The sequence below is a fragment of the Anaerovibrio sp. genome (assembly GCF_045637405.1).
Lineage (GTDB): Bacteria > Bacillota > Negativicutes > Selenomonadales > Selenomonadaceae > Anaerovibrio.
This window is the reverse complement of record NZ_JAZTZI010000162.1, coordinates 1-13,680: the sequence shown is the minus strand read 5'-3', so window position 1 is coordinate 13,680 and position 13,680 is coordinate 1. Positions and strand designations below refer to the sequence as shown.

At 38.9% G+C, this 13,680-nt stretch carries 9 protein-coding genes; all 9 read left to right on the top strand.

Annotation, left to right across the window (positions count from 1 at the left end; all coding sequences use genetic code 11):
* Nucleotides 1-168 precede the first annotated feature (168 nt).
* The 9 genes from ACKI5G_RS11225 to ACKI5G_RS11185 all read left to right on the top strand — a co-directional run bounded on the left by ACKI5G_RS11225 (nucleotide 169) and on the right by ACKI5G_RS11185 (nucleotide 13,450).
* Complete coding sequence (locus tag ACKI5G_RS11225) at nucleotides 169-2,712, top strand: hypothetical protein (RefSeq protein ID WP_407400402.1); 2,544 nt, start codon at nucleotides 169-171, stop codon at nucleotides 2,710-2,712.
* 79 nt (nucleotides 2,713-2,791) lie between these two features.
* Nucleotides 2,792-3,163 carry a hypothetical protein gene (locus ACKI5G_RS11220; RefSeq protein ID WP_407400400.1) on the top strand — a complete coding sequence of 124 codons (372 nt, stop codon included), beginning with the start codon at nucleotides 2,792-2,794 and terminating at the stop codon, nucleotides 3,161-3,163.
* 78 nt (nucleotides 3,164-3,241) lie between these two features.
* Nucleotides 3,242-5,314, top strand: coding sequence for a site-specific DNA-methyltransferase (locus tag ACKI5G_RS11215; protein WP_407400398.1), 2,073 nt, complete (start codon nucleotides 3,242-3,244; stop codon nucleotides 5,312-5,314).
* On the top strand, nucleotides 5,314-8,109 hold the full coding sequence (locus ACKI5G_RS11210; RefSeq protein ID WP_407400396.1) for a BPTD_3080 family restriction endonuclease: 2,796 nt from the start codon (nucleotides 5,314-5,316) through the stop codon (nucleotides 8,107-8,109). The genes ACKI5G_RS11215 and ACKI5G_RS11210 overlap by 1 nt, the downstream gene beginning before the upstream one ends.
* Before the next feature lie 129 nt (nucleotides 8,110-8,238).
* The gene (locus tag ACKI5G_RS11205; RefSeq protein ID WP_407400394.1) at nucleotides 8,239-8,826 is read left to right on the top strand and encodes an abortive phage infection protein; all 588 of its coding nucleotides are present in this window, start codon (nucleotides 8,239-8,241) and stop codon (nucleotides 8,824-8,826) included.
* Nucleotides 8,823-9,668, top strand: a complete 846-nt coding sequence (locus ACKI5G_RS11200; protein WP_407400392.1) for a nucleotidyl transferase AbiEii/AbiGii toxin family protein — start codon at nucleotides 8,823-8,825, stop codon at nucleotides 9,666-9,668. The genes ACKI5G_RS11205 and ACKI5G_RS11200 overlap by 4 nt, the downstream gene beginning before the upstream one ends.
* An 88-nt stretch (nucleotides 9,669-9,756) precedes the next feature.
* The gene (locus ACKI5G_RS11195) at nucleotides 9,757-10,848 is read left to right on the top strand and encodes a hypothetical protein (RefSeq protein WP_407400390.1); all 1,092 of its coding nucleotides are present in this window, start codon (nucleotides 9,757-9,759) and stop codon (nucleotides 10,846-10,848) included.
* A 192-nt stretch (nucleotides 10,849-11,040) separates the two neighbouring features.
* Entirely contained in the window at nucleotides 11,041-12,873 is a 1,833-nt protein-coding gene (gene iorA, locus ACKI5G_RS11190; RefSeq protein WP_407400388.1) for an indolepyruvate ferredoxin oxidoreductase subunit alpha, read from the top strand.
* On the top strand, nucleotides 12,866-13,450 hold the full coding sequence (locus ACKI5G_RS11185; protein ID WP_407400386.1) for an indolepyruvate oxidoreductase subunit beta: 585 nt from the start codon (nucleotides 12,866-12,868) through the stop codon (nucleotides 13,448-13,450). The genes iorA and ACKI5G_RS11185 overlap by 8 nt, the downstream gene beginning before the upstream one ends.
* The last annotated feature ends 230 nt before the right edge of the window (nucleotides 13,451-13,680 follow it).

The following is a 13,680-nucleotide window of genomic DNA, read 5'->3' as shown; positions in this document are numbered from 1 at the left end:
CTGTGTGGAGTATTGTTAAATAAATACATAGCGAAAAGAGAGTCTTCTTTGGTGCTGGCTGAGGAAGATTCTTTTTATTTGGTTAGATTACAATTGAGCAGTAATTTGGTAAAATACTTTTAATAGGGTACTGAAATAGGTATGGAATAATGAACGGGGATTTAATTTATGACATGGATAGATTATCAAGAAAGTGTAAAAAATAATGAAATAGCTGTTTTGGCAATTTCAACGGTTTTATTATTTATTGGGGTATTATGCGAGTTATTAGTTTCAAACGGAGTCATATTTATTGAAGTAGATAATTTGAGTGGGATATCGTTGACTTTGCTGCAAATACAAGCTACCATACTGACTTTGACAATCACAATTATTGCTTTATTGTCAGGTGTTATTTCTACATCATATATGGGGATTCCAGTTGCTGTATTTATTTTGAAAAATAAGCCATATATTCTAACGCAGAAATATATAATTATTTTTGAATTTGCAGGTTTGGTATTTAGTATATTTTGTCATTTGCTTTCGTTTTACAATGTTGTAATTACATTTTTTATAGTAGCTGTTATTATTATTTTGAAATCTATATTTGATGTGTGTGATATTTTTCGAGGAAAACAAAAAATATTAAACGAAATAGAAGTATATGTGTTATATTTAATAGATAATGCAGATAATCGTGCTGAAGTCTGCAAGAATTTTATTTATGATTGGAAAAATGTAGCGCCAGTCCAATCTACTGAAGATTTCAAATTTTATTCTGGCATGTTCTTTAAGTTCGTAAATGCAATGCTTGTAAATGAAATGCAGATGCAGAATGTTAATTCTCATGCTGAAGACATTGCACTTTTCCTTTTAATGCATGATTTGGTAACTTGTAAAATGCGAGGAATTTGTTTTGTTGGAAAATTTTATAATAATTTATGGTGTTGGTTTAATGATAACCAAGATGTTGCAAGTAATTTAAAAAACACACTACAACTTATTGCAAAAGTGGATAATGCATGGTATAGGGCATTGAATACTATTGATGCAGAGATGATAGAACAATATAATTTCAATTTTAATTATTTTTCTGAGTCAATAATTAGGGTGGCTTCATTTACGGAATATGCATTGAAATATGACTCATATAGAGTATCATCCGTCAATGGCCTTGCCAGAATCATAGGCAAGTATATTAATAAACAATATGGGAAAAGTAATATCGTTAATTCAGATTTTTGGCAAAGTATTTTGACAGATGATGGAGTTTGGTATTTTAATGATGTACCAAAAGAATCAGAATGGTTTTATTATAAATCGTTAGCACTAAGAGATTTTAATCTTTTTTATGGTTTTTTGGTGAACAAGCAAATTGACTATATAGATGAAAAATATTTTGAAGCATTACTGCAGAAACAGTACCAATTTGATAATTTGGCATATATTTTAAAGGTAATGTTAATTCATTGTTTTATGTATTATATTGCATACAGAGAAGATACATCTTGTGTAGATAAATCTGTTCAAGAACGTGTAAAAAGAATTCTTGTTAATAACGACATTAAAAATTTAATAATTGATTTTTATTATAGTGTATCTGGAAATAAAGAATTTTTAGAGGCAGATATAGAAAGACAAATGGAAGAAATTCTTGGTAATTACGAATTAATGCCAAAATCTCAAACTTGTAAAGCAATGATAATGAGTGATGTCATTAGAGAGTATTTTTTATATGTTGCACTAATAATTAATAGATATTCATTTAGAGATACAACATTAGAAAAATTGTTAAAGACACAAAAATATTATAGCTATTTAGTGGAGCATAATTATGCTAAGTTAAAAAGTAAAATTGCGGAAATGTGTGATATATTTGAAATTAATCGTCATAATAATGGCGGTGTAGTTGTTGATATGGATGAAATATTGTTTCCTTTTGTGAATGTTATGAACAAAAAATATAAACAATATATAATACATGAAGCTCAACAAAAACAGATGACGTACGAGCATGAAAATATTCATGATAAGGCACAAAAATATATAGAAGATTGGATAAGAGAAGAGATAAACTCCAAAATTATTGGATTTAATACTAAATGTGATAGAGTAAAAAAATATGATAATGTTCATATTTTTAGGATAACGGATTTTACTGATGGTATAGGAGAAAGTAAGCAAAGAATACCTATGGATTATGCAATTTCAAATTTCTTTCGACGGATTTTAGAAAAGTTGTCAAAGGATTTTGGCATGAAAAACATTGATAGAAGTGAGTTGTTTAAATCAGATGAGGAATTTAGAAATTATATAATTCAAAACCAGTACGACACATTATTTGGTTCACAATATGTCTTTACATTTAGTGACTATAAAGGATATACGGAACATATGGATTTTTTGGATTCATTGCATTGTATATTGGTGCCTGGAGGAAATAGTGGAATGGCGTTATCTCATAATTCATTACTATTAACTGTTGATGATTTACATGTAGATATTTTTTCGCCTTCAATAGAGTATTTTGATAATATAACAAAAGATATAGAGACTGGATTATATAATTATTGCCCTTTTTCAGGGATGTCATTAAATTTTGAAGAAAATGAATTAGAAGAGCTGCTTCATAATGAACGCAAAATTGTTGACGTTTACGTAAGTGTAACCATTGGTTTTAGTGAAGATCATGGAAATGGTATTATTATTACAAGGCAACGTGATTTTTAATTATTTATTATCGTTTAAAATAGGTATATGTTATTTGTTTATAAAAAGAGCTTAGGATTAATAATAAAGGGGTGTAATCATGGCACGGAAAAAGACAGCTGATGACAAATTAAGGGATATTGATTATTACGACCATTCTGATAAGAAACGGGCCAACAATCCGAAGGTGGGGATGTCCAGATATGATAAGGTCGCTGAGGAGAGCGCAAATTATTCATATGACCCGCATATAGACCCTTCTTTGCAGTGGGCTGGCAAAAAGGAGCGGGAAGAATTCTCTGTTCCGAGCAGCTCTATCCATATCCATGAGGTAATTAAGCCTCTGAAATTAATTAAGAATGTTACCAAGGTACGTGCAGATGAAAATGATATGCGTACCTTTAGTTTGTTTGAGGAATATGACCCGGTTGAAAAAATGAAGAAACGTCAGGCTAATATTGAGTTTTATTAGCATGGCGTTGACTGGACAAATAGATTAATTGCCGGGGACAGTCTGGTTATTATGAACTCGATGCTAGAGAAAGAGAATATGGCTGGACAGGTTCAGATGGTTTATTTTGACCCGCCTTATGGTATCAAGTATGGCAGTAACTTCCAGCCATTTATAAATAAAAAGGATGTTACAGACAAAAAAGATGAGGATTTGTCTCAGGAACCTGAGATGATAAAAGCCTTTAGGGATACTTGGGAATTAGGTGTACACTCTTATCTTTCCTATATTCGTGACAGATTATTATTAGCTAGAGAATTATTGAATGAAACTGGAAGTGTTTTTGTTCAAATATCTGATGAAAATACTCATCATATAAGGGAAATATGTGATGAAGTGTTTGGTAAAGAAAATTTTTGTCGACAAATATTTTTTAAAAAGACAACGGGACAGGCTACTAAATTACTTACTGTAAGTGGTGACTATATTCTTTGGTATGCAAAGGATATAAGTCTTATAAAATATCATCAGCTGTATCAACCAAAAGATACTAGAAATTTAGATAGTTATACATATATTGAATCACCAGATGGTAAAGAAAATAGAAAAATGACATCTGCGGAAATAAATGATAATTCTTTAATTCCAAAGGGATGGAGAATATTTTCTCCGCAAAATCTTCGTTCTCAAGGATACAGTAGTACAAGTACTTGTATTTATAGTTTTAAAGGTAAAGATTATTATTGTGGGGACAATAATCATTGGAAAACAACACCAAAGGGATTGGATGAATTAGTTAAAAATAATAGAATTATTGCTAAAGGAAATGGTATAAACTATAAAAGATATGTTGATGATTATCCTGTAGTTCCTATAACTGAACAGTGGATGGATACCGCTATTGCGGGATTTTCTGGAGAAGAAAAAATTTATGTTGTTCAAACAGCTACGAAGGTAGAAACTCGTTGTATGCTTATGACCACTGATCCTGGCGATTTAGTTATGGATATTACTTGTGGCAGTGGAACTACCGCTTATGTGGCTGAACAATGGGGAAGAAGATGGATTACTTGTGATACATCTCGTGTAGCGATTGATTTGGCAAAGCAACGAATAATGACAGCTACATTTGATTATTATAAATTAGCTCATGAAGAACAAGGGGTTGGAAGTGGTTTTATATATAAAACAGTTCCTCATATCACACTTAAATCAATAGCTAATAACACGGAACCTGATAAGGAAACCTTATATGATCAACCTGAGATTGATAAGACTAAAGTAAGAGTATCAGGGCCTTTTACAGTAGAGGCTTTACCAGCTCCAGTAGTAAAATCTTTGGAGAATGTAGACATTGAGTTTAATAATAATGCTACGGCAAAGCAGTTTGATTGGTGCGAGGAATTGAGAGCTACTGGTATACTTGGAAAAAATGGTTCTAAACTTGAATTTAGTAGAGTGGAACTGCTGGAAGGGACGAAGTTTGTTCAGGCAGAGGCTGAAACAAATGAAGCTAAGCCTCGTAGGGCCGTTATTTGCTTCTGTGAGGAAACAAAGACTCTGGATTCTCGTATGGTAGATAATGTATTAGATGAAGTTCAGACCATGCGCCCAACACCTCAGATAATTGTTTTCGCTGCATTCCAGTTTGACGCGGATGCAGCCCAGATGATTGCGGAAGTAAAATGGCCAGGTCTTACTATTCTAAAGGTACAGATGAATACTGACCTTATGACCGAAGACTTGAAGAAGAAGCGTTCATCTGACCAGAGCTTCTGGCTGGTAGGTCAGCCCGATGTGGAGCTGATAAAGGATAATCGGACAAAGAACCGTTACAAGGTAGTGGTTCATGGCTTTGATTACTATGATGTAAAAACTGGCAAGATAACTTCCGGTTCTACCAATAATATTGCGATGTGGATGCTGGATACAGATTATGACGGAATGTGTGTGGAGCCGGAGCAGGTTTTCTTCCCTATGGGTGGTAAGAAAGATGGCTGGAACAAGCTGGCCAAGACATTAAAGGCTGAAATAAATGAGGAATTGATAGATAAATTCGCTGGCAATGAGTCCATTTGGTTTAATGTTGACGATGGGGAAAAGGTTGCTGTCAAAATCATTGATGACCGTGGAATCGAGAGTATGTGCGTATTTAAGGTTGGTGAAGAATAATGCCAAAGGTTATAGACAAGCTCATTATTAATTCACCCTACGAGGAACCTAAACACCATTGGAGATATGACATTGAAACACAGATGTTTGAACAGGAACCGGGTAGAAGACCAGCAGGATATTTTGTAGCTGGTGAAGGTGGTAACGAATATAACGATATTGGTAGGTTTATAGAGCTGCCAATGGTTAATCGTATCAGACCTCGTGTAAAAGCATGGAGAGAAGCTGGTTTCCCAGGTGTAACAGGAATTACCCGGAAGCTGCTAAATCATTGGCACGACGCGGAAGCAAGACAGCATCAGTTTTTCTTTTGTCAGCTGGATGCTATTGAAACCATAATATGGTTTGCGGAAGCTCCAGCTAGTGATAGAGTTGGAATAAACATTGAAGGAGATGGGGGAGAATTTCGCCGGTTATGCACCAAACTCTGTACTGGTGGCGGTAAGACCATTGTTATGGCCATGCTTATTGCGTGGCAAGTATGTAATAAAGTTACCTATCCGCAGGATAAGAGATTTTCCAAAAATGTCTTTATTGTGGCACCCGGTCTTACAGTAAAGAGCAGATTACAGGTATTGAAAACTGGCGGGCAGGACAACTATTATAGCCAATTCTGTGTTGTTCCCAATACTATGCTGGATAAGCTGAATCAGGGGACTATTGTTGTAACTAATTGGCAGGATATGGAAACTGAGTCAGAGGAAGCACTGAAGAAAAAGAAGTCCGTAGATAAGCGCGGGCCACTGTCAGACGAAGCATTTTCACGCAAAGTATTGGGTGAGCTGGCCACTGCTCATAATATTTTGGTTATCAATGATGAGGCCCACCATGCCTGGAGAAAAAATCCTGAGATTAAAATAAAAATTGAAGGTAACAGAGAAGAAAAAGCGGCTGCCAAGGAATATGAAAATGAGGCAACCGTATGGATCCGGGGATTGGATAGAATCAACAAGACTCGGAATATTTTGTGTTGCTATGATTTTTCAGCTACTCCTTTTGCTCCATCTGGCAAGAAGAATGATGAAGAAGCCCTGTTTTCTTGGATAATCAGCGATTTTGGTCTTAATGATGGTATTGAGGCTGGTTTGGTGAAGACACCACGTATCGTCGTAAGAGATGATGGTACTTTAAATACCAAGAATATGAAGTCCAAACTTTATCATATTTACCGGGATGAAGAGGTTTATGATGATATTACGCGGGATGCTGATAAAACTGAGCCACTGCCTACATTGTTGAGAAATGCTTACTATTTGCTTGGCAGAGATTGGCAGGAAACATACAAGGAATGGGAAAATGCTGGAAGTAAGGTTCCGCCTGTTATGATTACCGTTGCCAACAGAACAGAAACTGCTGCTAGAATCCAGTATGCTTTTGAGCATGAAAGAATCCCTATTCCTGAATTATGTGAAAAAAGTAAAGTGGTTCGCATTGACTCAAAGGTACTGAAAAGCACAGCTGATGTTAAGGAAATTGACCTTGGTAGCGTAGATTTATCTGATACCAGCGTGGATAATATTGCTGCATATCTGCGGCAAATGATTGATACTACTGGACAAGTAGGTGAGCCGGGAGAGCAGCTTCGGAATATTATTTCTGTTGGTATGCTGTCAGAAGGCTGGGATGCCAAAACCGTTACTCACATCATGGGATTGAGGGCATTTTCTTCACAGTTACTGTGTGAGCAGGTTGTTGGCCGTGGTCTGCGTCGTACTAGTTATGATGTGGATGAGGAAACAGGACTGTTCAAGGCAGAGTATGTAAATATCTTTGGTATTCCATTTAGTTATCTACCGCATGAGGGGGGCGATGACGGAGGCAAGGAAAAGCCGGAGAAGCCTAAGACCAGGATAGAAGCTCTGCGTGACAAGAAGGAATATGAGATTTCCTGGCCTAATATTGTCCGTATCAATAGAGAATTCAGACAAAAGTTGTCCGTTGATATGAGCAAGATTCCTCAGCTCAGAATAGATGCCAGCGAGGTTAGATTGGCTGCACAGTTGGCTCCTGTGGTTGATGGAAAAACCGATTTGTCCAAGTGCATTGATATTGATTTGGAGAAATTGGATGATGTGCTGAGGCTTCAGAGCATAATTTTTAAAGAGGCTGCTGAAGTGTATGAGCAGATGGCCAAGGAAACTGTTTGGGCTAAGGAAGGAACTGCATACGGACTGTTTGGTCAGGTTGTGGCTTTAGTAAGAGAGTTCTGGGATGCCGGGAAATTCAGTGTTTATCCGATGTCATTTTCTAATAATGAGCTGAGAAAAAAGATTGCGGCCATGCTGAGTATGTCAAAAATTGTAAATCATGTATGGAAGTACATTGAGCAGGAGCAGACTGAAAAGTGTATTCCTATTTTTGACCAGGGCAAGAAGATATGCTCTACTGGGGATATGCAGGTATGGTTTACCACGAAGCCTTGTAATCTTACCCGTAAATCCCATATAAGTCATTGTGTTTATGACAGCTCTTGGGAAAGTTCCACAGCTTATGAGCTGGAGAGAAATGACCATGTGGTAGCGTGGGCAAAGAATGATCATCTAGGCTTTTATGTAAACTACAATTTTGCCGGGCAATACCATAAATATGTACCAGATTACCTTATCAAGCTGGATAACGGCCATATGTTGGTTCTTGAGGTTAAAGGCAAGGAATCTGAAAGGGATAAAGTTAAGCGTCAGTATTTGCAGGAATGGATTGAAGCTGTAAACAGTACCGGGGAATTTGGTATCTGGCATTCAGATTGCATTTACGGTATAAAGGATAGCACAGATACTATTGCAAAATATCTGTGAGAGAGTTATTGTTAGGTATAACTTTATACTTTGTGGATGGCAGGGTTATAGATAAAGTATAACCCTGCTTTTTGCTTGACTTTCACACATTAATTTTGATATATTTAATGTGTGAAAGGTAGTGAACGCATGAGTAAGGTTATTGATAAGCTAATAAATGAATCTTCGGACGGGTTGGTGCGAGTATACGATATTGAGGCTAATGGTGGGTGCAGGCAGTCAGTGGCAAAGTATGTAAAAGAGGAATCCTTGGTGCGTGTGGGGCGAGGATTATATCAAATTACGTCTCAGTGGCACGATGGACTATATACGCTTTGCCAGCGATATTCCAGGGGGGTAGTTTCCCATGATACGGCATTATACATCCATGGATTTACGGATAGAACACCGGCTACATATATCATGACCTTTCCCCAAGGATATAACGCCCCATCATTAAACAATGAAAATGTTGTAATTAAACGTGTCAACGCAGATAATTACAAAATGGGTATAGTGGAGGGAAAGACTTTATACGGTAATCCCATAAAGGTATACAGTTTGGAACGCACTTTATGCGATATCGTTCGGGGAGAGGGGAGCGACATTCAAATTGTCGTAAATGCAATGAAAAGATATGCGAAGTACGACAAAAAGAATATAAATCTTCTAATGGAATACGCAGAAAAATTGCGGGTAAAGAGGAAAATCCTGAGATATATGGAGGTGCTTTTATGAAAACGAAAAATGCTATGCAGTTAAAAGCACTGATTAGGAACAAAGCCAAAGAATGGGGGATTAGCCCCCAATTAGTTCTCCAAAATTATATGCTGGAACGACTATTGGAACGCATGAGTAAGTCAAAATATGCAAATAATTTTATTATCAAGGGCGGGTTTCTTTTATCATCTATTGTAGGGCTTTCTTCCAGAGCCACAATGGATTTAGATACTACGATTAAAGGATTTACTTTAACCAAGGAAGCATTAAACGAAATTATAACTGAGATATGTCAAATAAAAATAGATGATGATATTACTTTTGAACTTTTGCGTATTGATGACATACGGCAAACAGATGATTACCCTGGTTTAAGAGCATATCTGGATGCAAATTATGCTCCCATGAAAGTACCACTTACTATTGACGTAACTACAGGTGATGTGATAACGCCGAATGAGGTAGAGTTTTATTTCGCCTCAATGTTTGATGACACAAAAATATTGATGTTGGCATATACGTTGGAAACAGTTTTGGCTGAGAAAATTGAAACCATTTTATCAAGAGGTATTGCTAATACCAGACCAAGAGATTATTACGATGTCTATATTTTGTATAAAACCAAATCAGCTGACATTGACCCGGTGCTTCTTAAAGAGGCTTTGAATGGGACATTAAAAAAACGCAATTCAGAGAATGCCTTAAATGATTATAAAATAATACTCGATAACCTGGCTGGAAGTCAGGAATTACAACGCATATGGAAGAAATATAGGAAGTCGTATTCTTATGCGTTCAACATTGAATATCAGGACACGTGCGATGCGGTAAGAGATTTAATTGAGAGAGCCAATATGTAAGTAAATCGTCCAATGTCTTTGTGACAAGGTTGACAATAGGCCACCTTTGTGGTTAATTAGACAACGAGGGATAGAGACGGAGGCTTTTATGACGTTAAAAAAGAAAATTATTTGGTCCACGATTTCAGTATTTGTGCTTCTATGTGTTTATGTGTGCTATGTGGCGCGGCCGGTGGATGTGGCCACTGACACAGAGGTGGAGGGCTTAAATAGTGAGGTGGAGCAGATACTGTATTATGCAGGGCTTGCCCCAAGCTCTCATAATGCCCAGATGTGGGATGTGACGGTATATCCCGCAGAGGGGAAGCTGGTTATTTCCCCGGATACTTCCAGACTTTTGTACGCAGTTGATCAGGAGAGCAGGGAAGCCTATATTTCCATGGGTGCTTATGCCCGCAGCTGTATGCTGGCCTTCGAGGCTTATGGATATAATACCAGTCTCCATGTCAGTGACAACGGCCAGAGTATTACAGTAATTTACACCAATAGTGGCATGGCCAGAGATGAGGGCCTCCTTAATTTGATGAAGCGCCGCCATACCGACAAGCGGGAATATACATCGGCTGCTATACCTGAATTTTTTCAGGAGGGAATCAAGGGAATCAGAGGAGCTGTATTTGTTCCTGATACCACTGAGGCCTTTTCGCTAATAAAGGATCAGACACTGTCTGCGGCTGAGGAACAGAAAGACAATCAGGAAATAAGGGATGAGCTGGCTGACTGGCTTCGTTTTTCAAATTGGGAGGCTGAAAAGAAAAAGGATGGCCTTACCGCAGAGCAAAACGGGATTACCGGCTTGGGCAAGGTTATATATTATACTCTTGGTACTCACTGGTTTGCCAAGGGAGATACATTTGCCCAGACTGGATATGAAATGGCTCAGAGGCAGGCGGATAATTGTGCAGGCTATCTTTTGATTACCTCCAATGATACCAATATGGGCTATATTGAGGCTGGTATGCATCTTACAGAAGCGTGGCTTTATGCCGTCCGCAACGACATTGAGGTGCAGCCTCTGAGCTTTGCTGTGGAAAACAAGGCTCGCCGTTTCGCTATTCAGAATGCCCTGAAGCTGCCATATACACCGCAGATGGTGTTGCGTATAGGCTATGTGGATGGTGCCTACGGAGCAAATGCGTTGGTTCGCCGTGATTTAAAAGACTATATTGAAGTTAAATAATTTAATTATTGAATTGCTTAAAAACCGTTGTGGAGTTGAAAAATGAACTCTGCAGCGGTTTTGTTATTACTAACACCCTTTAAAAAGTTAAAGTGTTTCTTTGTTTTCCTGTCCACCTGTGGTAGAATAATTGTGTTGTCGTGTAAGTGGGTGTATCGACAGAACAAATAAATGTCGTTGGGAGAGATACAGATGCATCAGGAATTTTTGATGGGCAATGAAGCCATTGCCATGGGTGCCATTGCTGCCGGTGTAAATCTGGTGGCTGGATATCCAGGTACCCCCTCCACCGAAGTGCTGGAGACTGTGGCGAGACGCAGGTCACAGGATACCTATGTGGAGTGGTCTATTAATGAAAAGACGGCTATGGAGGTGGGGGCCGGAGCTGCCTATACCGGAGCCCGGGTTATGGTAACCATGAAACAGGTGGGACTTAATGTGGCTGCGGACCCGCTTATGTCCCTTGAATATATAGGTGTTAAAGGTGGAATGGTGGTTTTGGTTGCGGATGACCCAGGCCCTATATCTTCCCAGACGGAGCAGGATACCCGCCATTTTTCCAGATTTTCCAAGCTGCCATGCTTTGATCCCTCCACAGTGCAGGAGGCTTATGAGATGGTGCAGGATGCCTTTGAGTATTCGGAAAAATATAGGACACCTGTCTTTCTCAGGTCAACAACCAGAGTTTCACATGGATATGCCTCCATCAACGTGAAGGATGAAGGTGAATACAAACATAATAAGCCGGAGGGCTTTATAAAGGACACCAAGCGCTGGGTTATATTTCCCAAGCTGTCCTACCAGGCTCACATAAATATCGAGGCCCGTAATGTGGAGCTTTCCAAAGAGTTTTCCTCTTATACTAAGAATTTGCTGCTTAATATTGAGAATAGCAAATTCCCAAAGAAGGGCATTGCCACTGGGGGATTTAACTACACTTATGTTTCTGAGGCATTAAAATCTTTAGGCGATGTGAGACTGTTAAAGATTTCGACACCTCACCCTTTCCCGGAGGAACTGGCGTTAAAGTTTCTGACGGGACTTGATGAGGTGATATGTATAGAGGAATTGGATCCTGTTATTGAGCGGGAGCTTATCTATATAGCGGGAAAATATCAGCTACCCGTAAAGGTATATGGCAAGCTGACACTGGATGTAAAAAATTCCGGGGAGAATACCCTTGATTCAGTTATGGGGAATTTGACTAAGTTTTTGGGGACCGAATCTCCAGAAAATGCAGCTCTTACTGAGGCCGATAAGGCAGAAATGCCAGAATTACCAGTTCGTCCGCCTGTCCTTTGCGCCGGCTGTCCACATCGTGCCTCTTTCTACGCTGTAAAGCAGGCCATGAAGGGGAAAAAGACACTTTTTGCAGGCGATATTGGCTGTTATACCATGGGGAATGCTATGCCACTTGATATGGTGGATACATGCCTTTGCATGGGGGCAGGACTGGGAATCGCTCAAGGGGTGGACCATATTGAACCGGATACCAGTTGCTTTGCCTTTGTAGGTGATTCTACCTTCTTTGCGGCAGCAATACCGGGAGTAATAAATGCGGTTTATAATCAGGCGAATATGACCCTGATTGTTCTGGATAACTCGACCACTGCCATGACGGGACACCAGCCTCATCCCGGTACCGGTCATACCATGATGGGTGATGTGGTTAATAAAGTTAGCATAGAAAAGATTTTAAAGGGCATTGGCCTGGAATTTGTGGAGACAGTAAATCCATTGGATTATAAAAAATCCGTGGAAACGGTAAAGGCTGCGGCGGCTTTGCCTGGGGTTAAAGCAATTATCTTTAAATCTCCGTGTATCGCCATTGTCAAATCTGATAAATGCCTGTCAGTGGACCATGAAAAATGTATAAACTGCCGTAAATGTATCCGTGAGATCGGCTGTCCGGCCCTGATAATTCGTGATGACAAGGTAGTCATTGATGATTCTCTCTGTACCGGTTGCGGACTTTGCAGTCAGATATGTCCGGCGGGAGCAATTGGAGGTGATCATCATGAGTAAGAATATTGTCCTTTGCGGTGTTGGTGGTCAAGGAACCATTCTGGCGTCCAAACTCATTAGCGGAGCGGCCATGAATAAGGGGATTCTCGTTAAAAGTGCCGAGACCATTGGCATGGCTCAGCGTGGCGGCAGTGTATTCAGTCATCTGAGACTGGGGGATGATGTGGATTGTCCAATGATTGCCAGTGGCAGTGCTGATATAATCATAGGCTTTGAGCCTGGAGAAACGGTTCGTATGCTCCCATATTTAAAAAAGGGTGGCCAGGTTATTGTAAGCAGTCGCCCGGTGATGCCGGTGACGGCTGCCTTGGCAGGTTCCAACTACAATGGTAGTGAGATGCTGGACTATATAAGAAACAAGGTCGAAAAAGTTATTGTTATAGATACCGAAAAGGCCTGTAAGGAATTGGGCTCTGCAAAAATAGTAAATCTGCTGCTTTTGGGGGCGGCAGTAAGCAGCGGTGCATTGGGACTTGATGAGGAGGATATCCGTAAGGTTATTCTCACCAGAATTCCTGAAAAATTTCATGAGCTTAATTTTAAAGCTCTGGAATATGCTAAAAAATGCAGCCATTAAGATACTTGTATAAATTAGGCAACCTAAAATAATTAACTGATAGGGGAATTCGTAATGAAGATAACAGAGGAACAGCTTAAGCTTGTAAATGATCGTATAGATGCCCTGGAGGCTGCCAACAGCTTTTATGGAAAGAAGCTGGAGGAGGCCGGCATAAATCATGTATCATCTCCGGAGGAATTTGAAAAACTGCCATTTTCTGAGAAAAATGATTTGCGGGAGGCTTATCC